General features: G+C 62.9%; 15 protein-coding genes, 3 rRNA genes and 1 other RNA gene. 5 read left to right on the top strand and 14 right to left on the bottom strand.

What is annotated here, in order from left to right:
• Positions 1 to 20: 20 nt before the first annotated feature.
• The 8 genes from murD to rnpB all read right to left on the bottom strand — a co-directional run bounded on the left by murD (position 21) and on the right by rnpB (position 9,877).
• Positions 21 to 1,553, bottom strand: a complete 1,533-nt coding sequence (gene murD, locus LN047_RS03725) for a UDP-N-acetylmuramoyl-L-alanine--D-glutamate ligase (protein ID WP_373981175.1) — start codon at positions 1,551 to 1,553, stop codon at positions 21 to 23.
• Positions 1,550 to 2,719, bottom strand: coding sequence for a phospho-N-acetylmuramoyl-pentapeptide-transferase (gene mraY / locus LN047_RS03720; RefSeq protein ID WP_056320752.1), 1,170 nt, complete (start codon positions 2,717 to 2,719; stop codon positions 1,550 to 1,552). The genes murD and mraY overlap by 4 nt, the downstream gene beginning before the upstream one ends.
• Complete coding sequence (gene murF, locus LN047_RS03715; RefSeq protein WP_373981174.1) at positions 2,709 to 5,564, bottom strand: bifunctional UDP-N-acetylmuramoyl-L-alanyl-D-glutamate--2,6-diaminopimelate ligase MurE/UDP-N-acetylmuramoyl-tripeptide--D-alanyl-D-alanine ligase MurF; 2,856 nt, start codon at positions 5,562 to 5,564, stop codon at positions 2,709 to 2,711. Before murF ends, mraY begins: the two co-directional genes overlap by 11 nt.
• A complete protein-coding gene (locus LN047_RS03710; RefSeq protein WP_062841640.1) occupies positions 5,561 to 7,291 on the bottom strand; it encodes a penicillin-binding protein 2 in 1,731 nt (576 codons plus the stop codon). Before LN047_RS03710 ends, murF begins: the two co-directional genes overlap by 4 nt.
• Positions 7,288 to 7,581, bottom strand: a complete 294-nt coding sequence (ftsL, locus tag LN047_RS03705) for a cell division protein FtsL (protein ID WP_056320744.1) — start codon at positions 7,579 to 7,581, stop codon at positions 7,288 to 7,290. Before ftsL ends, LN047_RS03710 begins: the two co-directional genes overlap by 4 nt.
• Positions 7,581 to 8,678 (bottom strand): 16S rRNA (cytosine(1402)-N(4))-methyltransferase RsmH, encoded by a 1,098-nt coding sequence (gene rsmH / locus LN047_RS03700; RefSeq protein WP_373981173.1) that lies wholly within the window; start codon positions 8,676 to 8,678, stop codon positions 7,581 to 7,583. The genes ftsL and rsmH overlap by 1 nt, the downstream gene beginning before the upstream one ends.
• Positions 8,679 to 8,685: 7 nt before the next feature.
• Positions 8,686 to 9,114: a division/cell wall cluster transcriptional repressor MraZ gene (gene mraZ / locus LN047_RS03695; RefSeq protein ID WP_063954559.1), complete on the bottom strand. Its 429-nt coding sequence runs from the start codon at positions 9,112 to 9,114 to the stop codon at positions 8,686 to 8,688.
• Positions 9,115 to 9,471: 357 nt separating this feature from the next.
• An RNA gene (rnpB, locus tag LN047_RS03690) (RNase P RNA component class A) lies at positions 9,472 to 9,877 on the bottom strand.
• A 128-nt stretch (positions 9,878 to 10,005) separates the two neighbouring features.
• Here rnpB and LN047_RS03685 point away from each other — a divergent pair.
• Complete coding sequence (locus tag LN047_RS03685) at positions 10,006 to 11,832, top strand: ATP-binding cassette domain-containing protein (RefSeq protein ID WP_373981172.1); 1,827 nt, start codon at positions 10,006 to 10,008, stop codon at positions 11,830 to 11,832.
• Between the two features lie 100 nt (positions 11,833 to 11,932).
• On the opposite strand, the gene pyrC is transcribed toward LN047_RS03685, so the two are convergent.
• Both pyrC and LN047_RS03675 read right to left on the bottom strand, forming a co-directional pair.
• A complete protein-coding gene (gene pyrC / locus LN047_RS03680; RefSeq protein ID WP_373982104.1) occupies positions 11,933 to 13,012 on the bottom strand; it encodes a dihydroorotase in 1,080 nt (359 codons plus the stop codon).
• Complete coding sequence (locus LN047_RS03675; protein ID WP_056569330.1) at positions 13,008 to 14,201, bottom strand: M20 aminoacylase family protein; 1,194 nt, start codon at positions 14,199 to 14,201, stop codon at positions 13,008 to 13,010. The genes pyrC and LN047_RS03675 overlap by 5 nt, the downstream gene beginning before the upstream one ends.
• Before the next feature lie 147 nt (positions 14,202 to 14,348).
• On the opposite strand from LN047_RS03675, the gene LN047_RS03670 reads away from it, so the two are divergent.
• From LN047_RS03670 to LN047_RS03655, 4 genes are all read left to right on the top strand, one after another.
• Positions 14,349 to 14,627, top strand: coding sequence for an SWIB/MDM2 domain-containing protein (locus LN047_RS03670; RefSeq protein WP_006217453.1), 279 nt, complete (start codon positions 14,349 to 14,351; stop codon positions 14,625 to 14,627).
• 440 nt (positions 14,628 to 15,067) lie between these two features.
• Positions 15,068 to 15,406 carry a transposase gene (locus tag LN047_RS03665; protein ID WP_254608341.1) on the top strand — a complete coding sequence of 113 codons (339 nt, stop codon included), beginning with the start codon at positions 15,068 to 15,070 and terminating at the stop codon, positions 15,404 to 15,406.
• Entirely contained in the window at positions 15,394 to 15,738 is a 345-nt protein-coding gene (tnpB, locus tag LN047_RS03660) for an IS66 family insertion sequence element accessory protein TnpB (protein WP_373979927.1), read from the top strand. Before LN047_RS03665 ends, tnpB begins: the two co-directional genes overlap by 13 nt.
• Before the next feature lie 62 nt (positions 15,739 to 15,800).
• Positions 15,801 to 17,372, top strand: a complete 1,572-nt coding sequence (locus tag LN047_RS03655; RefSeq protein WP_373979928.1) for an IS66 family transposase — start codon at positions 15,801 to 15,803, stop codon at positions 17,370 to 17,372.
• A gap of 228 nt (positions 17,373 to 17,600) precedes the next feature.
• Here LN047_RS03655 and LN047_RS03650 read toward each other — a convergent pair whose 3' ends face one another.
• The 4 genes from LN047_RS03650 to LN047_RS03635 all read right to left on the bottom strand — a co-directional run bounded on the left by LN047_RS03650 (position 17,601) and on the right by LN047_RS03635 (position 21,629).
• Positions 17,601 to 17,966: a hypothetical protein gene (locus tag LN047_RS03650; RefSeq protein ID WP_056320734.1), complete on the bottom strand. Its 366-nt coding sequence runs from the start codon at positions 17,964 to 17,966 to the stop codon at positions 17,601 to 17,603.
• Positions 17,967 to 18,128: 162 nt separating this feature from the next.
• Positions 18,129 to 18,241 (bottom strand): 5S ribosomal RNA (gene rrf, locus LN047_RS03645).
• 187 nt (positions 18,242 to 18,428) lie between these two features.
• Positions 18,429 to 18,541 (bottom strand): 5S ribosomal RNA (gene rrf / locus LN047_RS03640).
• Between the two features lie 203 nt (positions 18,542 to 18,744).
• A 23S ribosomal RNA gene (locus LN047_RS03635) occupies positions 18,745 to 21,629 on the bottom strand.
• Positions 21,630 to 21,918 lie beyond the last annotated feature (289 nt).

Here is a 21,918-nt window from a genome sequence, read left to right as displayed (position 1 = left end):
CCGGGAAGCGGCGTTGCGGATCATGCCACCTCCCCACGGTCGCGGGCCAGGTCTTCGACCTCTTCCACGAACACCTGCCCGCGATGCGGGTAATTGCGGAACATGTCCAGGCTGGCGCAGGCCGGCGACAGCAGCACCGCGTCGCCGGGCTGAGCCAGTTCGGCCGCGCCGCGCACGGCGTCGCGCAGCGTTTCGACGGTGATGCACTTGACACCGGTCGGCTCCAGCACACGTCCGATCTCGGGGCCGTCCAGGCCGATCAGCATCACCGCGCGCGCATGACGCGACACCCCAGGAATCAGCGGCGAGAAATCCTGCCCCTTGCCCTGGCCGCCGGCGATCAGCACCACAGGCTGACCCAGGCCTTCCAGCGCGGCCACGGTGGCGCCCACGTTGGTGCCCTTGCTGTCATTGATGTAATCCACGCCGCCGATCGTGCGCACGAAGGCGGCGCGATGCGGCTCGCCCGCATAGTCGCGCAACGCGCGCAGCATGGCGCCCCAGCCAAGGTCCAGGCAGCGGGCAAGCTGCAAGGCGGCCAGCGCGTTCAACGCGTTGTGGATGCCCCGGATGCGCAAGGCGTCCACGGGCATCAGGCGGCTCATGCGGCCCTTGGCGCGCACGGGTTCGGGCGCATCCTTCTTGCGCCGCGTGGGCGGCGCCGGTTCGTCGAAATCGTTGGGTTCGCAGGCCGTCAGCCATGCCACGCCCTGCCCCAGTTCCAGGCCCATGTCGCCGACCAGTTCCGGCACATCGCGGCCGAAGCTGCGCACGTGCATGGCGTTCAGCGCGGACACCATCTCCACGGTAAGCGGGTCGTCGCGGTTGACGATGGCCACGCGCGCCATCTTCAACAAGCGCGCCTTGGCCTGGGCGTACGCCTGCATGCCGCCGTGCCAATCAAGGTGATCCTGGGTCACGTTCAGCACGACGGCCGCATCGGCCATCAGCGTGCGCGTGGTTTCGAGCTGGAAGCTGGACAGTTCCAGCACCCAAACCTGCGGCAGCGTGTCCGTGTCCAGTGCGTCCATCAGCGCGGCCAGCGCCGCGGGGCTGATGTTGCCGGCGGCCACCACCGTCAGGCCGCTGGCTTCGACCAGTTGCCGGGTCAGCGCGGTAACGGTGGTCTTGCCGTTGGTACCCGTCACGGCCAGCAGCCGCGGACGGTATTCGCGGGCCGTGGCCAGATCCGCCAGCGCGCGGGCGAAGAGTTCGATTTCACCGACGACTTCGATGCCGCGGGCCTCGGCCTCGCGCAGCAGGTCGGCGGCCGGCGCCTGGGCAGGCGCCAGGCCAGGGCTCAGCACTACCTGCGACACGCCGTCCAGCAGATCGGTTGCGAACGACGCGTCGCAACCCAGGCGGTATTCCACTTCGTTTTGCGCCAGCGACTCGCGCAGCGCGGCAAGACCTCCCGGTTCCGCGCGCGTGTCGGCCACGCGCAGGCGGGCGCCCTGTCGGGCGCACCAGCGAGCGGCGGCGACACCCGTCTCGCCCAATCCAAGGATCAGAACGAGCGGCGCATCTACGCGGGAGGTTTCCATCATGTTCATCGCAACTTCAGCGTGGAGAGGCCAATCAGCACCAGCATCATGCTGATGATCCAGAAACGCACGACCACCTGGGTTTCCTTCCAGCCGCCCACTTCAAAGTGATGATGCAACGGGGCCATGCGGAAAATGCGTCGACCTGTTCCATAACGTCGCTTCGTGTACTTGAACCATGTCACCTGGATCATCACCGAAAGAGTCTCGACCACGAACACGCCACCCATGATGAACAGCACGATCTCCTGGCGCACGATGACTGCAATCGTGCCCAACGCGCCGCCCAGCGCCAGCGCGCCGACGTCGCCCATGAACACCTGCGCCGGATACGCGTTGAACCATAAAAATGCGAGCCCCGCACCCCCGATCGCCGCGCACAGCACCATCAGTTCCGATGCGCCGGGGATGTACGGAAACAGCAAGTACTTCGAATAGTCGACGCGGCCGACCACGTACGCGAAGATGCCCAGCGCGCTGCCGACCATCACGGTCGGCATGATCGCCAGGCCATCCAGGCCATCGGTAAGGTTCACGGCATTGCTGGTGCCGACGATCACGGCCCAGGTCAGCGCCACGAAACCAAGCACGCCCAGCGGATAGCTCACCGTCTTGAAGAACGGCACGATCAGGTCGGCGCGCGTCGGCAGGGACATCGTGAAGCCGCTGCCCACCCATGCCTTGAAAAGGGGCCACAGTTCCGTGTTGGCGGGCGCGGACACCGCGAAGGCCAGATACACCGCAGCCACCATGCCGATGGTGGCTTGCCAGAAGAATTTTTGCCGCGCCGGCATCCCTTCGGGATCGCGATAGACCACCTTGCGGTAGTCGTCGCGCCAGCCGATCCAGCCAAACCCGAAGGTCACGAGCAGAACGACCCACACGAAGCGGTTCGTCCAGTCCGCCCACAGCAAGGTGCTGATGGCGATGGAAATCAGGATCAGGACACCGCCCATCGTGGGTGTGCCGGTCTTGACCAGATGCGATTCGGGACCGTAGGTGCGCACGGCCTGGCCGATCTTCATTTCGGTCAGCTTGCGGATCACGCGCGGGCCGGCCACCAGACCGATCACCAGCGCCGTCGCGCACGCCAGCACGGCGCGCAGGGTGATGTATTCAAACACCCCCAGCGCGCGCACATCGTCAGAAAGCAGACGGGCGATCTCAAGCAGCATGCTGCTCTCCCTGCCCCGAGGCTGCCGAACCTTCATTCAAAGAAAAAGCCGTCACTACCCGCTCCATGCGCATAAAGCGCGATCCTTTTACCAATACGCAGGACGGGCGCAAGCCGCGCAAGGCGGCAACGACTTCGTCTACCGATGCGCAGGCGTGCGCGCCAGGGCCGAATGCGGCGGCGGCCGCCCGGCTGGCTTCGCCTAGCGTGATGAATGCGTCGAGCCCCTGCTCGCGCGCGTAATTGCCCACCTCGACGTGCATGGCGGGGCCGTTGTCCCCGACTTCGCCCATGTCGCCCAGCACCAGGACGCGCGTGCCGGCAATGCGCGCAAGTACATCGATGGCTGCGCGAACCGAATCGGGGTTGGCATTGTAGGTGTCATCGATGAGCAGCGTTCCGTCACTCATTCGCTTGTGCTGCATGCGGCCGGCCACAGGGCTGAATCCCGCCAGCGCCCGCACTGCGGTCTCCAGCGGCGCACCCGCGGCGATCGCGCTGGCGATGGCCGCCAGCGCGTTGCGCAGGTTGTGCAGCCCCGCCACCGGCAGCGTCAGATCGGCAACGCCGACCGGGGTCACGACACGGCAGCGCGTGGCGTCCACTTCCGCGATGATCTGCTCGGCATAGACATCCAATCCCGGCTGCAGCCCGAACCGCAGTACGCGGCGCGGCGCGGCCAGCGCGTCCCAGATGGCCGAGTAGGGTTCGTCTCCGGGATACACCGCGACTCCATCCGCCGGCAGCGCGGTGATCGCGGCGCCGTTCTCGTGCGCAACCGCCTCGACGGTGTGCATGAATTCCTGATGTTCGCGCTGCGCATTGGTGACCAGTGCCACGGTCGGCGCGGCAATGGCGGCCAGCTGCGCGATCTCGCCCGGATGGTTCATGCCCAGTTCGAACACGGCGGCGCGATGCTCGCGGCGCAGGCGCAGCAACGTCAGCGGCACGCCGATATCGTTGTTCAGGTTGCCGGCCGTGGCCAGGCGCCCCGCTTCGCCCTGCCATTCGGCGAGCATCGCAGAGATCATTTCCTTGGTGGTCGTTTTGCCATTGCTGCCGGCCACCGCCACCACGGGCAGCGAAAAACGCGAGCGCCAGGCGGCGCCAATGCGCGTCAGCGCAACGCGCGTATCGCCCACGACCAGCTGCGTCAGCCCGGCATCGGCGACCTGATGCGCAACGAGCGCCGCGCAGGCGCCGCGCGAGGCGGCCTGGTCCAGATAGTCGTGTGCGTCGAAGTTCTCACCAACCAGCGCGACAAAGAGTTCGCCTTCGCCAATGCGGCGAGTGTCCGTGGACACGCCCGGCGTCTGCTGCAACAGCAGCGCCACGCGCGCCCACTCGCGGTCGTCGAACGGCAGCTTTTCACCGCCGATGTCCTGGTAGGTTTCGTGTCCCTTGCCCGCCAGCAGCACCACATCTTCAGGCGAAGCCGCCCAGATCGTCTGCAGGATGGCGCGCGCGCGGTCGACTTCCACGTCGGCTCGCACCGCTTCGGGAATGCCGGCCAGGATTTGCTGAACGATTGCCTCGGGCGACTCGGTGCGCGGATTGTCGCTGGAGACAACGACGTGATCCGCCAGCTCCGCGGCGATCGCGCCCATGACGGGGCGCTTGCCCGGATCGCGCTCGCCACCGCAACCGAACAGGCACACCAGGCGCCCGGAACGCGCCGTGGCGACGGCGCGCAACGCCAGCAGCGCGCGCGAGAGCGCGTCGGGCGTGTGAGCGTAATCCACCACCACCAGCGGACCGCGGGCCGCATGCGCCGGCAGGCTGACAGCGGGCTCCACGGTCTGCAGACGGCCATCGACCGGGTCCGTCGCGGCCAGCTCGCGCGCAATCTGCGCGAACGGCAGGCCCAGCTTGTACAGCACGCCCGCCACCAGCAGCAGGTTCGAAACGTTATGCGCCCCCAGCAGCCGCGTCACGATCTGCGCCTCGCCGTGCGGCGACACCAGCGTGAAGATCTGGCCCTGCGACGTCGCCTGCAGATCGCGGGCACGCATCGCGGCGGGGATTGCGGGATCGTCGCTCAGGCTGTAGCCCATCGGCGACACGCCTTCCGGCAAGGCGGCGAGCATCCGCCGTCCCGCCTCATCGTCGGCGTTGATCACTGCCGCAGTCAGACCGGGCCAGCTGAAAAGGCGCGCCTTGGCCGCTTCGTAACGCTCCATCGTGACGTGATAGTCCAGATGGTCGCGCGTCAGATTCGTGAAGGCGGCCAGCGCAACGCGCACGCCGTCCATCCGGCCTTGTTCGATGCCGATCGACGAGGCCTCCATGGCCACGGCTTTCGCGCCGGCGTCGCGCATCGCGGCCAGCGTGCGATGCACCGTCAGCACGTCGGGCGTCGTCAGGCTGCCGCCCAGCGTCTGCCCATCGGGCAGCACGGCGCCCAGCGTGCCGATCGTGCCGCACGCCTTTTCGTTGCGGCTCAGGGCATGCGCAATCCATTGCACCGAAGAGGTCTTGCCGTTGGTGCCCGTCACGGCAACCACCGCCAGCGCGGCCGACGGACGTCCATACCAGGTGTCGCCCAGTTCGCCCAGCAACGCGCGCAGGCCCGTCACGGCAAGCATGGGCGTGCCGGCCGACGCGGCCTGCACGGCATCGGTGGCCGGCGCTTCAAACAGCACCGCGCTGGCGCCCAGCGCCAACGCCTTGTCTATATAGAGACGGCCGTCGCTGGAAAGGCCCGGGCAGGCGACGAACACGTCGCCGGGCTCGATGTCGCGCGAGTCCAGCTTCAGATGCGCGGTCAGCGACACGCGCTCATGCAACCACGCCACGGTCTCGGCAACCGTGGCGACAGGGGAAGAGTGGAAGCCGTTGGCGCTCATCTGCCTGGCTCCTTGATACCAGCAACAATCGTGGATTCAAACGGTGCGTCTGGCCGCACCCCCATCAACCTCAGGCTCCCCCCCACGATATGGGAGAACACGGGCGCGGCAATGGCGCCGCCGTAATAGCCGCCGATTGTCGGTTCGTCGATGGACACGGCCACCACGATCTTGGGATCCGACACCGGGGCAAAACCCACGTACGAGCTGCGGTAACGTTGCGTGCTGTACTTACCGTCCACGATCTTGCGCGCGGTGCCGCTCTTGCCGGCCACGCGGTAACCCTGCACCTGTGCGGCTTTCGTGCCGTCGGGGCCCGTGGCCGCCTCAAGCATGGCGCGCACCAGCGCCGTCGTCTTCGGCGAGTAGATCTTCACGCTCGTCGGATCGCTGTCGCGCTTGACCAGGGTCAGCGACACCATGTCGCCGTTGCGGGCAAAAACGGTATAGGCGCGGGCCACCTGCAACAGCGACACGGACAGGCCGTAGCCATAGGCCATGGTGGCCTTTTCGATCAGGCGCCAGCGTTCCCACGGACGCAGACGGCCCGGCGCGGCGCCGGGAAAGCCCACCTGAGGCGCCTGACCCAGGCCCAATTCGGTGAAGCGGTCCCACATTTCGCGGGACTCGAGCTTCTCGGAGATCATCGTCATGCCGATGTTGCTGGACTTGCGCAGCACGCCCGCCACGTCCAGCGTGCCGTTGCGGCTGACGTCGCTGATCGTGCTGCCCTGATACGTGAACCGGCCGTTGCCCGTCTCGAATTGCGTCGACGTGCTGATGCGCCCCAGGTCCAGCGCCAGCGCGGCGGTGAACGGCTTCATGATGGAGCCCGGCTCGAACGTATCCGTGATCGCCTGGTTGCGCAGGTTGGCGCCGTGGAAGGTTTCGCGATTGTTCGGATCAAAGGTCGGCACGTTGGCCAGCGCCAGGATCTCGCCCGTATGCACGTCAACGACCACGGCCGTCGCACCCTTTGCGCGGTGCTTGTCCACAGCGTCCTTCAGTTCCTTGAACACCAGATACTGCAGGCGCGTGTCGATGGACAGGCGCAGGTCGCGGCCGTCCACCGGCAACGTGACGGCCTGCACGTCTTCGATGACGCGTCCCAGCCGGTCCTTGATGACGCGGCGGCTTCCCGGGCGGCCCGACAGTTGCTGATTGAACGTCAGCTCGACGCCTTCCTGGCCCTGATCTTCGACGCTGTTGAAACCCACCACGTGGGCCATCACATCGCCATCCGGGTAGTAGCGGCGCGTTTCGGGCTGCTGGTGCACGCCGGGCATGCCCAGCTGCTTGATCTTGTCGGCCACGTCCATCGAGACCTGGCGCTTCAGGTACACGAAGTTCTTGTCCTCGTCGACAAAGCGGCGGCGCAGGTCGCCGACAGGCGTCTCCAGCAGCTTGGCCAGCGCGTCGACCTGCGCGGGCGTGGCCTGCTTTGCGTCTTCGGGAATGGCCCAGATGGCGCGCGCGGGCACGCTGGATGCCAGCACCGCGCCGTTGCGGTCCATGATCTTGCCGCGCGTGGCGGCCAATGTCAGTGTGCGCTCGTAGCGGCGCTCGCCCTGCTGCTGCAGGAACTCCGTCGACAACCCCTGCAGGAACAGCGCACGGCCGGCCAGCACGGTGAACCCGCCAAACAGCAGGATCAGGACCAGGCGGGCGCGCCACGTGGGCAGCTGCCCGCGCAGCACGGGGTTGTCGAAGAAGGGCACGCGCTTCATTGCGAGCCTCCGGCGGCCGCGGGCACGGGCGCCTGATTCATATAGAGGGTGCGATCCGGCACGATGGGAATCATCTTCAGGCCGTCACGCGCAATGGCGTCGACCCGCGCATTGCGGGCCAGCTCGGCGCGCTCTAGCTGCAGGCGCCGCCAATTGGTTTCGAGGTCGCGCGCATGCGCCTGATCGCGCCCCAACTCCACGAAGAGCTGGCGCGACTGATACCGGCTGGTGACCAGGGAAATGGCCGACAGCATCAGCAAAGCCGCAACGATCAGGTTGACGCGACCCATCAGCGGCGCCCTCCCTTGCCGCCGCGACGGGGCGGCGGGGCGAGTTCGCTGCCGGGCAGCGAGCCGATCTTCACAAATGCAAAGCCGCCCTCGGGGGGCAGCGGTGTTTCGGTGCGCTCGGCCACGCGCAGGATGGCCGAACGGGCACGGGCGTTGGACGAGACTTCATCGTCTTCGGCCACGACCTTGCCAAGGGAACGAACGACAGGCTGGGGCATTTCGCTTTCGCGCAGGGGCAGGCGTGCATGCGCCGCAGCCGGACGAGCCGCCGCCGCGATGCACTGCTTGACCATGCGGTCTTCAAGCGAATGAAAGCTGATCACCGCCAACCTCCCCCCTGGGGCAAGCAGGTCTAAAGCTGACGCGAGGGTGCGCGCGAGCTCTTCGAGTTCCCGATTGATGTAAATCCGTAAAGCTTGAAAGGTGCGTGTGGCCGGATGTTGCCCCTTTTCGCGCGTGCGGACGGCGCTGGCGACGCACTCGGCAAGCTCGAGCGTGGTGCGCAGCGGCCTTGTTGCGCGGCGAGCAGCAATCGCCTTTGCAACCTGAAAAGCAAACCGTTCTTCGCCATAATCCGCTATGACCTCCCGCATCTCATCCACACTGGCTTGCGCCAGCCAATCCGCCACCGTGGGACCACGAGTGGTGTCCATCCGCATATCGAGCGGGCCGTCTCGCATGAACGAGAAGCCGCGCTCGGCATCATCGATCTGAGGCGACGAGACGCCCAGATCCAGCATCACGCCATCGACCTTGCCGATGCCGCGCTGCTCCAATTCTTCAGCCATGGTGGCAAAGCCCCCATGCACTACCGTGACCCGCGCATCCTCGGCCGCCAGGGCGTTGGCAACCGCGATGGCCTGCGGGTCCTTGTCAAACACGATCAGCCGGGCTTGCTTGCCCAGCCGGCCAAGCAATTCTCGGCTGTGGCCACCCCGTCCGAACGTGCCGTCGACAAAGACGCCACTTTCGATTCGCGTAGCCACATCCTGCCCACCCTGCGGCTGCGACCGTGCCGCGCCCTTGCCGCCGAAACCGGGCAGCAAAAGCGCGTCCACCGTCGGCGCCAGGAGGACGGGCCGATGTTCGAATTCCATAACTCTTTCAGAACGAAAACTGGTTCAACACGTCCGGCATACCCTTGGCCAAGTCTTCAGCCTCGCGGCTGGCCAGGGTAGCGGCGTCCCACAGCTCGAAGTGAGAGCCCAGACCGAGCAGCATCACATCGCGCGTCATACCGGAAGCGTTGCGCAGTTCAGGAGCGATCAGGACCCGGCCGGAGCCGTCCAGTTCCACGTCCTGAGCGTTGCCCAGCAACAGCCGCTGCAGCGCGCGGGCCGTCATGGGAAAAGCCGCGATCTGCTCGCGCTTCTTTTCCCACTCGGGCCGCGGGTACACCAGCAGGCAGCCGTCGGGGTGGCGGGTCAGGGTCAGCCGGCCTTCGGCCTGCGACACGAGCGCGTCACGATGCCGGGTCGGAATCGAGATCCGTCCCTTGGCATCCAGCGTGAGCGCGCTGCTTCCCTGAAACACCACTTTTACCCCACTTAATTGCACAATTTCCTACTATTTCCCACTCTACGGTATGGGCACAGGGGCGGTCAAGCGCGTGGTTGCAATTTTTTCAATCACAACAAGGACTTAGATCAACTTGTAAATACGCAAAAAGAAAAACCTCCCAATAAATCAGGAGGTTGCGACATACTCTAAAAGTCCTACTTCAGAAGTAGCGGCTAATGGGGTCAAGTTACCGTCTGCCGCCCGGTCGATCCTTCGAGTTGGCGAGGCTTCCCGCCGGACAGGCGACCCTGGAAGTGAAAATAAACTGGCGCGTGGGACGCCAGACGGCCGCGCGGCCTCGTCCAGATCCGCGCGCGCCGGAAGAATTCAATGCAAGACGGGTCTATAGGCCGGATTCTGTACGCCAGGTTGCCCTGGCGGACGATCATTCCTCTGCGCGGATCATTGCTGAGCCGCTGTAGCCATCTACCCGCATGCTCGGACGGAGCCGCCCGTCACGGCCGTGAGGCCGCACGCATGCCTATTTGATGTTGCTCCGGATAGAGGTTGCCGCGTTTCACCCTGCGATGCCGCCGCCCGTTGCCGGTCGGCGCAATACGGAGATGGCCGTATCAGTGCGCGCAAAGCGCGCCCGCGCCGCAGTCTCGTCTCTGTGGTCCTATTCCTCAGCCGTGCACGAAAGCGCGACCGGACGGCCGTTAGCCGTTACCCTGCCCTGTGGAGTCCGGACCTTCCTCGATGAGCTCGCACCCACCGCGATCGTCCAACCCGTCTTGCAGCACGTATTCTATTACAGGCGCCCGCTCTGTCCCCCGGGGCGCCCGGCGGCAGCAAGACCGGGGCCTCGCGTTCCTGCGACAATACGCGCTGATCCGCTTAGCTGCCGCAGACACCAACAACCACATGGCCCTCGAAACTCTCATCACCCTGACCGACGTCCAGCTCGCGTATGGGCACCATCCGCTGCTCGACCATGCCGACTTCGCGATCCAGTCCGGCGAACGCATCGGCCTCATCGGCCGCAATGGCGCAGGGAAGTCCTCGCTCCTCAGGCTGCTCGACGGCCGCACGCAGCCAGACGACGGCGCCATCGCCCGCAGCTCCAGCCTGCGCGTGGCCACCGTCGAACAAGAGCCCGAGCTCGACGACAATGCCACGGTGTTCGACGTCGTGTGCAACACGGACGGCGACCACGAAGACTGGCAGCGCCCCTCGCGCGCGCGCGCCGTCATCGAGAAGCTGGGCCTGCCCGCCGATGTGCAGATCGCGGGATTGTCCGGCGGCACCCGCAAGCGCGTCGCCCTCGCCCGCGCCTTGATCGACGAACCGGATCTGCTGCTGCTCGACGAACCCACCAACCATCTGGACTTCGAAGGCATTGCCTGGCTCGAAGACATGCTGCGCGCCTGGAAAGGCGCCGCGGTCATCATCACCCACGACCGCCGCTTCCTGGATGCCGTCACCACCCGCATTGTCGAACTCGACCGCGGCCGTCTCTTGAGCTTTCCCGGCAATTTCTCGCAATGGCAGGAGCGCAAGGCGCAGTGGCTGGAGTCCGAGCGGCTGGAGCAGGCGCGTTTCGACAAACTGCTGGCACAGGAAGAAGTCTGGATCCGCAAGGGCGTGGAGGCGCGCCGCACGCGCAATGAAGGCCGAGTGCGCCGCCTGGAAAGCCTACGTGTGCAGCGCGCCGAACGCCGCGAGCGCGTTGGCAACGTATCGCTGGCGCTGGCCGAAGGCCAACGGTCCGGCAAGCTCGTGGCGGAACTCGAGCACGTCAGCAAGCGGTTCGGCGACAAGATCGTGGTCGACGACTATTCCACAACCCTGCTGCGCGGCGACCGCATTGGCATCATCGGACCCAATGGCGCAGGCAAGACCACTTTGCTCAAACTCATTCTGGGCGAACTGCAACCCGACTCCGGCGCGACCCGCCTGGGCACCAACGTCGCAGTCGCCTACTTCGATCAGATGCGCGCGCAGCTGGACGAAAACGCCTCGCTCGTCGACATCATCAGTCCGGGTAGCGAATGGGTCGAGATCGGCGGGGTGCGCAAGCACGTGATGACCTATCTCGGCGATTTCCTGTTTTCGCCGGCACGCGCTGGCTCGCCCGTGCGCAGCCTGTCGGGCGGCGAACGCGCGCGCCTGTTGCTGGCGCGGCTCTTTGCGCGCCCCGCGAACGTGCTGGTGCTGGACGAGCCCACCAACGACCTGGACATCGAAACGCTGGAACTGCTGGAAGAACTGCTGCAGGAATATGCCGGCACCGTGCTGCTGGTCAGCCATGACCGCGCCTTCCTCAACAACGTGGTGACCCAGACCATCGCCTACGAAGGCGACGGCCACTGGCGCGATTACGTGGGCGGTTACGACGAGTGGGTTTCACAGCGCCCCGCGCCCGCCACGCCGCAGACCGACGCCGACAAGACTGCCAAGTCCGCCGACGACAATGCCGCTCGTGCGAAGGCCGCGCGCCCCAAGCCTGCGAAGGCGGGCAAGATCAACGCCTGGGACCTGCGCGAACTCGAAGGCCTGCCTGACGCGATCGCCGCGCTCGAGGCCAAGCAGGCGGAACTGGCGGGCAAGCTGGCAGACGGGAGTCTCTATCGCGACGCGCCGGACGAGGTCGACCGCATCAACGGCGAACTGGCCAAACTGGAAGCCGAACTCGAAGAGAAATTCGCACGCTGGGAACTGCTCGAAGCGCGGCGCGACGGCACACTCTGACAGCACTGCTATATATAGATGGGCCGCTCGGCGGCCCAAAAAAAGGGGTGAACGGCAAAGCCGCTCACCCCTTTTCACGCCGGCTCCAGCCGCAAGGCCCTCAAACGTGGGCGCGCCACTCCAGCGCTTCGCCGGCGGCAAGCGGGACGAGCGTCGTATTGCCGAACGCCAGTTCCTGAGGCACCTGGTAAGTTTCACGCGACAGCGTCAACGTGCCGGTGTTGCGAGGCAGACCATAGAAATCCGGGCCGTGGAAGCTGGCAAACCCTTCCAGCTTGTCGAGCTTGCCTGCCGCCTCGAACGCGGTGGCATACAGCTCCATTGCATGCAGCGCGGTGTAGCAACCCGCGCAGCCGCAGGCATGTTCCTTCAGACCACGCGCGTGCGGCGCACTATCCGTTCCCAGGAAAAAGCGCGGACTGCCGCTGGTTGCTGCCTCGACCAACGCAAGGCGGTGCGTCTCGCGCTTGAGAATCGGCAGGCAATACCAATGAGGCCGCACACCGCCCTGGAAGATCGCATTGCGGTTGTAAAGCATATGCTGCGGCGTGATCGTCGCGGCAATCGGACCTTCCGCATCGCGCACGTACTCGGCGCCTTCCTTCGTCGTGATGTGCTCGAACACCACCTTCAATGCCGGAAACGCGTGCCGCAACGGCTTCATCACGCGCTCGACAAAAATGGCCTCGCGGTCAAAGACGTCAATCGACGGGTCCGTCACTTCTCCATGCACGAGCAACGGCATCCCACACTTCTGCAAGGCCTCCAGCGCCTTGGCGCACTTGCCCAGCAAATCGGTCACGCCCGCATCCGAGTTGGTCGTGGCGCCCGCGGGATACAGCTTGACCGCATAGACGTGGCCCGAAGCATGCGCGCGCACGATCTCTTCGGCCGGCGTGTTGTCAGTCAGGTAAAGCGTCATCAGGGGCGTGAACGAATCCGGGTTGACGCCCGTCTTCGCAAGCGCTTCCAGAATGCGGCCGCGATAGGCCAACGCCTGCTCCGTCGTCGTAACCGGGGGCTTCAGGTTAGGCATGATGATGGCGCGGGCAAACTGGCGCGCCGTATCGGCAACCACGGCTTCAAGCGCCGCGCCGTCGCGCAAATGCAGATGCCAGTCGTCGGGACGGGTGATGGTGAGTTGAGTCGTGCTTTGAGTAGACATGGAAGGCTTCTTAATCTGCCAGCGGCATGCCCCGTTCGGCCAGTGCGCAGAACATCGCGCTGCCCAGGGGAATGACGGCATCGTTGAAATCGAAATGCGGGTTGTGCAGCAAGCAGCCGGAATCGGCCCCGCCCTGGCCAAGGCGGAAATAGGCGCCCGGCTTGGCCTGCAACATGAACGAAAAGTCTTCGGAACCCATCGAGGGTACCAAATCGCGCACCACGTTTTCCTTGCCGATCATCTCGGTTGCGATGTCGGCCACCAAATTGGCGTGCTGAGGCGTGTTCAATGTCGCGGGATAAATTCGCTCGTACACCACTTCGGCGGTGCCGCCGAACGCACCGGCAATTGCGCTCACCAGCTCCCGCATGCGCGTCTCGACCATTTCCTGGACCGACTTGCGGAATGTCCGCACCGTGCCCACCATCCGCGCCTCGCGCGGAATCACGCTCATCGCGCCGGGGTGGCCGGCCTGCACCGAACCGATCGACAGCACCGCCGAATCCAGCGGGTTCACGTTGCGCGACACGATCGTCTGCAACGCCGTGATGATCTGACCCGCGATGGTCACCGGATCGATCGTCTGATAAGGATGCGCCCCGTGTCCGCCTCGACCTGTGATCAGGATCTCGAAGCGATCGGCAGCCGCCATCATCGGACCCGGATTGATGCCGATGGTGCCCGGTTTCAGGCCCGGCCAGTTGTGCAAGGCGTAGATTGCATCGCACGGAAAGGTGTCAAACAGGCCGTCCTCGAGCATGGCGCGTGCCCCGCCGCGCCCTTCTTCCGCTGGTTGAAAGATCAACACGGCCGTGCCATCGAAATTGCGCGTCTGCGCCAGGTACTTGGCCGCGCCGATCAACACCGCCGTATGGCCGTCGTGACCGCAGCCGTGCATGAGTCCCGGCTTGGTCGACTTGTGCCCGAACGTGTTGTCCTCGGTCATGGGCAACGCGTCCATGTCGGCGCGCAATCCGATCATGCGGCCGCTGTCGCACCGTTTGCCACGGATCACGCCCACCACACCGGTCTTGCCGATCCCGCGGTGGACCTCGATGCCCAACGCTTCCAGCGCACCGGCGACGATGCCCGACGTGCGGACTTCTTCAAAACCCAGTTCCGGATGAGCATGCAAATCGCGCCGAAGCGCCGTCAATTCGTCATGAAAAAGCCGAATCGATTCCAACGGAGAACGTGCGTACATAGGACGTTACAGAATGACGTGATAGAGGGGACGGTCGGTGCATTTTAGTTGCTACAGAGGATAAATGCCTTTGTCTTTACTGGAGAGACACGTTATGCTCCGGCCGCAGGACAATTTTTCCAACAGCCAGAGAAGGAGCGCCGCATTATGGCCACAACCTCCAAACCCGCGACCGCGCGCAAGCCGAACGCTGCATTCATGAAGCCGCTGACCCCCAGCGCCGAATTGGCCGCTGTCATCGGCTCGGAAGCCGTGCCGCGTACCGAGGTCACCAAGAAGATCTGGGAATACATCAAGAAGCACAACCTGCAAGATGCCAGCAACAAGCGCAACATCAACGCCGATGCCAAGCTGCGCCCGATCTTCGGCAAGGATCAGGTCACGATGTTCGAACTGACCAAACTGGTCAACGCACATCTGAAGTAAGCAGGCAAAGGGCGTACGGCGTACGTCCCTGCCTTTGGATTGTCGCGACGCCCTGGCTTCAGGCCGGGCGAGCTCGACGCCACCAAGCAAGCCCCCCTCGCAGTGCCTCATCGCCACGTTCGTGGACATTCCCGCTCGATTGAAAAGCCAGTTCGCCTGGTCTGACGTGCCGCTGCATGCCTACACGCCGCGCTTCCTTACCCGCGTCAGCAACTGCACTCATGCCGCACGTCGACAGACACACGAGGCGCCCCTGAACGCGCTACACGACGCCCTCGTCGACCGCGAGGCCAGGCCGCGCGGGCGCACCGCCCGCCATCGTGTCACGCCGGTGCCCGCAGCTATCCCGCATGGCATGCTTTGATACGTAAGCGCCCGGCAAACCCATATTGAACGCCGAAGTTGTCCCCGATAGTGTCCACCACTTTTAGGTGGACACCATGTCGAAGACAGAATTAGCACCGGTGCCTAAGCGCCGGTCTTATCCGAAGGCGCTGAAGGCGCAGATCGTGGCCCAGTGCAGTCAGCCAGGTACCTCCATTGCCGGCGTGGCGCTGTCGCACGGCGTGAACGCGAACCTGGTACATAAGTGGATTCGTCAGGCTGAACGGCAGCCACCTGTAGCGCCGGCGTTCGTGCCGGTCGCATTGCCAGCGCTGCCCTCGGCAGGCCGTCACATCGAGATCCGGTTGTCGCGCGGTCCCGCGCAAGCGACGGTGCAATGGCCAGTGAGTGAGGCCGGCGCGTGCGTGGCCTGGTTACGCGAGTGGCTGCGGTGATCCGTGTCGATGCGATCTGGCTGGCCACCGAGCCGCTGGACATGCGCGCCGGTACCGAGACGGCGTTGTCCCGGGTGGTAGCCGTGTTCGGTTCAGCCCGCCCGCACCACGCCTATTGCTTCGCAAACCGGCGCGCCAACCGCATGAAGGTGCTGGTGCATGACGGGATCGGCGTGTGGCTGGCCGCGCGCCGGCTGAACCGCGGCAAGTTCGTGTGGGCCGATGCGCTGCGTGGCCCCCACATCGCGGTCGACAGTGAGCAGTGGCAGGCCCTGGTGCTGGGCCTGCCCTGGCAGCATGTGGGCGCGGCAGGTGCGATCTCGGTGTTGTAGCGCCGGACAATCCGGCAAGACGCCAATACCGCCGCGGGGAGCCCTGCGGCATACTGGCGGCCATGAGTACCGCATCCCTGGACCACCTCGACGCGCAGCAACTGCGCGCGTTGGCCGAACGCCTGATGGGCGAGGTGGCCGCGCGTGACGCCCAGATAGCGACGCACGATGCGGTGGTTGCCGAGCGGGATCGCGTACTGCACTTCAAACAGACGCACATCGACCAGCTCATGCAGGAGCTGGCGCTGTACAAGCGCTGGCGCTACGGCAAGCGCAGCGAGCAATTGAACCCGGCGCAGGCAAGCCTTCTGGAAGAGACGATGGATGCCGACATGGCGGCCATCGAAGAGGAAGTGAACGCGCTGCGCGAAGCGATCGCCACTAAGCCTGCGCCGTCGCAAGCGCCGCGTCGCATGCGGCTGCCGGCCGAGTTGCCGCGCACCGACATCCACCACGAACCGGCGTCCACGACGTGCCGCTGCGGCTGCGGCTTGAAGCGCATCGGCGAGGACGTCAGTGAGAAGCTGGACTATCTGCCGGGCGTCTTTACGGTCGAACGTCACATCCGCGGCAAGTGGGTGTGCGAGCACTGCGAGACGCTCACGCAGGCGCCGGTCCCCGCGCAGGTCATCGACAAGGGCATCCCGACAGCGGGCCTTCTGGCGCAGGTGCTGGTGGCCAAGTTCGCCGACCACCTGCCGCTATACCGCCAGGAAGGCATCTTTGCACGCGCCGGCCTGGCGCTGCCGCGCTCGACGCTGGGCGAGTGGGTCGGCGTGTGCGGGCTGCGGTTGCAGCCGCTGGTCGATGCGCTCAAGGCCGAAGTGCTGGGCAAATCTGTGCTGCATGCCGACGAAACGCCGGTGCAGATGCTCAAGCCGGGCGCGGGCAAGACACATCGGGCCTACTTGTGGGCATACACACCGACCGCTTACGACAGCCTGCGTGCAGTGCTCTACGACTTCGCGCCCAGCCGGGCTGGCGAGCACTGCCGCACGTTCCTGGAAGACTGGCGCGGCAAGCTGGTGACCGACGATTATGCGGGCTACAAGGCCGGGTTCGCGGCTGGCATCACGGAACTGGGCTGCATGGCGCACGCCCGGCGCAAGTTCCATGACTTGCACGTCAACAACCAGAGCCAGATCGCCGCAGAGGCGTTGGAGTTGTTCGGCGCGCTATACGGCGTAGAGCGGGACGTAGCCGAGTTGCCTGCCGAAGAGCGCCTCCTGATACGGCTGGAGCGGGCCAAGCCGATCACAGAAACGTTGCGTCGGTGGCTGATCGCGCAACGCCAGCGCGTGCCGGAAGGCTCCGGCACCGCGCGCGCCATCGACTACAGCCTCAAGCGCTGGGAGGCGCTGACACGCTACCTTGACGACGGCGATGCGCCGATCGACAACAATTGGGTGGAGAACCAGATCCGCCCCTGGGCGATCGGGCGTTCGAACTGGCTGTTCGCGGGCTCGCTGCGCGGGGGCCAGCGCGCAGCCGCCATCATGAGCCTGATCCAGTCGGCACGGCTCAATGGGCACGACCCGTATGCCTATATGAAGGACGTGCTCACGCGCCTGCCCACGCAGAAAAACAGCCAGATCGCTGAGCTGCTGCCGCATCGGTGGCTACCTGCTGCATAAGCAGAACCGTCAAGGGTGTGTTCGGCAGGCGCTTACTTTGATACTGCGTCACATCGAAGCTCGACGCACCCACGACAACGACACCTCAACGGCATCTCAACGACGTATCCACAGCCTTGCCGGTGATCGCGCCCTGAAGTTGGGCGGCTGGTGGGCATCTCCCCACACGTTCATGCCATGAAAAAAGGCCGGCATCGCTGCCGGCCTTTCCAGGGGTACTACCAGTACTCACGCGTAAGACGTGGGCGCGCCACCTTCCAGCAACGACAGCCAGCCACGAATCAGGCGATAGAGCACCCACACGATGGTTGCGGCCACGCCAATCCATCCAATGAAGATGAGGGTCGCGATCCCGCTGATGGCCAGCCACAGCAACGCCCACCAGAACGTGCGCAGAAGCCAGTCAAAATGAGCGGCGTACACGGTGCCTGCGGCGTCCGATCGCTTGAGATACATGAGCACCACAGCCGCAATCGTGGCGATGCCCAGAAATCCACTCGTCAGAAAGCCCAAGGCATACAAGCCATAGGCCACGTGGGTCAACGTGCGAAGGTCCAACGTCGTACCGGGCACGGGGGTCTGGGGTTCACTCACGATAACGCTCCAACGAATTGACTCGAACAATCTTACCGCACAAAGCCACCCCACCCACGGCCGTTGTTATTTGTGCACATCCAACATTGGCGCGGCTCGCAGGCCAACTGGAGTGCCAAAGACAAAGCCCCACCGGATACCGGTGGGGCTTTGAGGATAAGAGCTTGACGATGACCTACTTTCACAGACGTCCGTCCACTATCATCGGCGCAAAGGCGTTTCACTGTCCTGTTCGGGATGGGAAGGAGTGGGGCCACCTTGCTATGGTCGTCAAGCGTAACTGCTTGAGCAGTTGACACAAGGTCAACCGTTCGAATCTGGGGTACTGCAACGCGAACCTGACGCCCGCTTGTACTACAGGTTTGCAGCTCTCGCCGCAACCAACCTCTTGCCGCAACCGGCAGGGCTCTCACTAAAGACAAAACCCCGCAGGGGATACCTGCGGGGTTTTGAGCAATAAAAGCCTGACGATGACCTACTTTCACAGACGTCCGTCCACTATCATCGGCGCAAAGGCGTTTCACTGTCCTGTTCGGGATGGGAAGGAGTGGGACCACCTTGCTATGGTCGTCAGGCGTAACTGGTTGAGCAGCTGCGGGTTAGGCAACAGCTCCAATCTTGGAAGAAGCGTAACGCGTGGCGATCAGAGCCTGGGGCTCGATGATCAGCGCACGGTGGGGTGTAATTGTGTTGGCTGGCTGCTGACGGTGCAGCCAGTATTTTGTATTGAACGACACTTGGAACGCTATATCACCAGGTCAATAACCATCAGTGTTATAGGATCAAGCCTCACGGGCAATTAGTATCGGTTAGCTTAACGCATTACTGCGCTTCCACACCCGACCTATCAACGTCCTGGTCTCGAACGACCCTTCAGGGGGATCAAGTCCCCGGGATACCTAATCTTCAGACGAGTTTCCCGCTTAGATGCCTTCAGCGGTTATCTCTTCCGTACTTAGCTACCCGGCAATGCCATTGGCATGACAACCGGTACACCAGAGGTACGTCCACTCCGGTCCTCTCGTACTAGGAGCAGGCTCCGTCAAGTATCCAACGCCCACGGCAGATAGGGACCAAACTGTCTCACGACGTTTTAAACCCAGCTCACGTACCTCTTTAAATGGCGAACAGCCATACCCTTGGGACCGGCTACAGCCCCAGGATGAGATGAGCCGACATCGAGGTGCCAAACACCGCCGTCGATATGAACTCTTGGGCGGTATCAGCCTGTTATCCCCAGAGTACCTTTTATCCGTTGAGCGATGGCCCTTCCATTCAGAACCACCGGATCACTATGTCCTGCTTTCGCACCTGTTCGACTTGTCAGTCTCACAGTCAAGCACGCTTATGCCATTGCACTATCAGCACGATTTCCGACCGTACCTAGCGTACCTTCGAACTCCTCCGTTACACTTTGGGAGGAGACCGCCCCAGTCAAACTGCCCACCATGCACTGTCCCCGATCCGGATAACGGACCAAGGTTAGAACCGCAAAAAAACCAGGGTGGTATTTCAAGGATGGCTCCACGTGATCTAGCGACCACGCTTCAAAGCCTCCCACCTATCCTACACAGGCCGGTTCACAGTCCAATGCAAAGCTACAGTAAAGGTTCATGGGGTCTTTCCGTCTAGCCGCGGGTAGATTGCATCATCACAAACACTTCAACTTCGCTGAGTCTCAGGAGGAGACAGTGTGGCCATCGTTACGCCATTCGTGCAGGTCGGAACTTACCCGACAAGGAATTTCGCTACCTTAGGACCGTTATAGTTACGGCCGCCGTTTACCGGGGCTTCGATCAAGAGCTTGCACCCCATCACTTAACCTTCCGGCACCGGGCAGGCGTCACACCCTATACGTCGACTTTCGTCTTTGCAGAGTGCTGTGTTTTTAATAAACAGTCGCAGCCACCGATTCTCTGCGACCCCATCATGCTAAGCGCGCAGGCGCTTCACACTACCGGGGTATACCTTCTCCCGAAGTTACGGTATCAATTTGCCGAGTTCCTTCTCCTGAGTTCTCTCAAGCGCCTTGGAATATTCATCCCGTCCACCTGTGTCGGTTTGCGGTACGGTCTCGTACAGCTGAAGCTTAGAGGCTTTTCTTGGAACCACTTCCGATCACTTCGCAAGCAATGCTCGCTCGTGCCACACCCTTGATTTACGCGCCCGGATTTGCCTAAGCGCCATCTTCGATGCAGCAACAGGGACATCCAACACCCTGATGATTTTCCGCGATCCGTCCCCCCATCGCACTGTACGACGGTGCTGGAATATTAACCAGCTTCCCATCAGCTACGCATCTCTGCCTCGCCTTAGGGGCCGACTCACCCTGCGCCGATGAACGTTGCGCAGGAAACCTTGGACTTACGGCGAGGGGGCTTTTCACCCCCTTTATCGCTACTCATGTCAGCATTCGCACTTCTGATACCTCCAGCAGCCTTTACAAGCCACCTTCGCAGGCTTACAGAACGCTCTCCTACCGCGTGCACTAAAAGTGCACACCCGCAGCTTCGGTTTATCGCTTAGCCCCGTTACATCTTCCGCGCAGGACGACTCGATCAGTGAGCTATTACGCTTTCTTTAAAGGATGGCTGCTTCTAAGCCAACCTCCTGACTGTCTATGCCTTCCCACTTCGTTTCCCACTTAGCGATAATTCGGGACCTTAGCTGGCGGTCTGGGTTGTTTCCCTCTTGAGTCCGGACGTTAGCACCCGGTGCTCTGTCTCCCAAGCTGTACTTGCGGGTATTCGGAGTTTGCCATAGTTTGGTAAGTCGCCATGACCCCCTAGCTATAACAGTGCTCTACCCCCCGCAGTAATACTTGAGGCACTACCTAAATAGTTTTCGGAGAGAACCAGCTATTTCCAGATTTGTTTAGCCTTTCACCCCTATCCACAGCTCATCCCCTAATTTTTCAACATTAGTGGGTTCGGTCCTCCAGCACGTGTTACCGTGCCTTCAACCTGGCCATGGATAGATCATCTGGTTTCGGGTCTACACCCAGCGACTGAATCGCCCTATTCGGACTCGCTTTCGCTACGGCTTCCCTATTCGGTTAACCTTGCCACTGAATGTAAGTCGCTGACCCATTATACAAAAGGTACGCAGTCACCCCACAAGGAGGCTCCTACTGTTTGTATGCATACGGTTTCAGGATCTATTTCACTCCCCTTCCGGGGTTCTTTTCGCCTTTCCCTCACGGTACTGGTTCACTATCGGTCGATCACGAGTATTTAGCCTTGGAGGATGGTCCCCCCATCTTCAAACAGGATTTCACGTGTCCCGCCCTACTTGTCTTACGCTTAGTTCCACACACAGAATTTCGTCTACAGGGCTATCACCTGCTACGGCCGGACTTTCCATTCCGTTCGACTATCCTGCGTGCTAAAACGTAAAGGCTCATCCGATTTCGCTCGCCACTACTTTCGGAATCTCGGTTGATTTCTTTTCCTCGAGCTACTGAGATGTTTCAGTTCACCCGGTTCGCTTCCACTAGCCTATGTATTCAGCTAGGGATACTGCATTGCTGCAGTGGGTTTCCCCATTCGGATATCTGCGGATCAAAGCTTGTTTGCCAGCTCCCCGCAGCTTTTCGCAGGCTACTACGTCCTTCATCGCCTGTGATCGCCAAGGCATCCACCATATGCACTTAGTCGCTTGATCCTATAACGCTGTAGGCTATAGGACCTGAGTATTAGCGTTTGTGCCGTTCATAAGTTTCAAAGCAGTCTGAGGCTTATCACCCCAGTCTTGAGAACTTGGAACAAAAATAATGCAATCACAACCCGTGCCCATCTTCATCAGCAATGCCGATTACTTGATGAACACATTTTCGTTGTGCTTCTTCCAGATTGTTAAAGAACAAATATAGCTGTTGGGTAAAACCCAACTCATAACGTCGTGACTGACGACACTATGAGTTGGCCTCTACATCGCCACCGGCGATCAATGA

The organism is Achromobacter sp. JD417, assembly GCF_041879325.1.
GTDB classification, from domain to species: domain Bacteria; phylum Pseudomonadota; class Gammaproteobacteria; order Burkholderiales; family Burkholderiaceae_B; genus Achromobacter; species Achromobacter mucicolens.
The sequence above is the reverse complement of the archived record's forward strand: the minus strand, read 5'-3'. Positions and strand labels throughout refer to the sequence as shown.

Bases quoted from the DNA above. Each gene is read 5' to 3' on its own strand.
- LN047_RS03685 (WP_373981172.1), top strand. From the start codon at position 10,006: ATGGCCCTCGAAACTCTCATCACCCTGACCGACGTCCAGCTCGCGTAT.
- rsmH (WP_373981173.1), bottom strand. From the start codon at position 8,678: ATGGAATTCGAACATCGGCCCGTCCTCCTGGCGCCGACGGTGGACGCG.
- LN047_RS03665 (WP_254608341.1), top strand. From the start codon at position 15,068: ATGTCGAAGACAGAATTAGCACCGGTGCCTAAGCGCCGGTCTTATCCG.
- mraY (WP_056320752.1), bottom strand. From the start codon at position 2,719: ATGCTGCTTGAGATCGCCCGTCTGCTTTCTGACGATGTGCGCGCGCTG.
- LN047_RS03675 (WP_056569330.1), bottom strand. From the start codon at position 14,201: ATGTACGCACGTTCTCCGTTGGAATCGATTCGGCTTTTTCATGACGAA.
- ftsL (WP_056320744.1), bottom strand. From the start codon at position 7,581: ATGGGTCGCGTCAACCTGATCGTTGCGGCTTTGCTGATGCTGTCGGCC.
- LN047_RS03710 (WP_062841640.1), bottom strand. From the start codon at position 7,291: ATGAAGCGCGTGCCCTTCTTCGACAACCCCGTGCTGCGCGGGCAGCTG.
- murF (WP_373981174.1), bottom strand. From the start codon at position 5,564: ATGAGCGCCAACGGCTTCCACTCTTCCCCTGTCGCCACGGTTGCCGAG.
- murD (WP_373981175.1), bottom strand. From the start codon at position 1,553: ATGAACATGATGGAAACCTCCCGCGTAGATGCGCCGCTCGTTCTGATC.
- LN047_RS03655 (WP_373979928.1), top strand. From the start codon at position 15,801: ATGAGTACCGCATCCCTGGACCACCTCGACGCGCAGCAACTGCGCGCG.
- LN047_RS03670 (WP_006217453.1), top strand. From the start codon at position 14,349: ATGGCCACAACCTCCAAACCCGCGACCGCGCGCAAGCCGAACGCTGCA.